1 pseudogene is annotated in these 516 nt (G+C 50.0%); it reads left to right on the forward strand.

Annotation, left to right across the window (positions count from 1 at the left end):
- Nucleotides 1–516: pseudogene (locus tag R7040_RS29990) on the forward strand (insulinase family protein); the annotation flags it as partial.

The following is a 516-nucleotide window of genomic DNA, read 5'->3' on the forward strand; positions in this document are numbered from 1 at the left end:
CGTCAAGCTCCGGGTGGTTTTCAGGTTTACACCTTATCAAACGGTGTGGATGTTTGGTTCCAAAAAGACGCAAAAGCCGGTGGCCGCGCTTACATCTACTTCACTAGCCAAGGGGGTAAAGCAGCCCTAGATAAATCGCTTTATCCAGCCTACGAACTGGCTGCCATGACCGCCGTTCGCAGTGGATTAGGAGAGTTTTCTGGCTCAGAGCTGGATGCCTATTTACGTACGAACAACATCGCTTTTGGTCCAATACTCGAGCCAACAGTGCATGGCGTTCAGGTTACGACGCAAAAAAATCGTCTAGTTGAAGCTTTGAATGGCTTGTACAACCTTTCGACCGAAATCAAGGTTGATGAACGCCAGCTTGCCGCGGTGAAACAAGAGTTTAAGCAAGAGCGCAGCGCTTTCTTGGAATCGCCTATGGGTAAGCTTATCCAAGTAGCGAACACCAGCGCTTATACGCCGGATAGTCGTCATCGCTTACTGAGCAGTGATGGTGCCGATACCGTCACG

Source organism: Vibrio sp. 1069 (assembly GCF_033340555.1).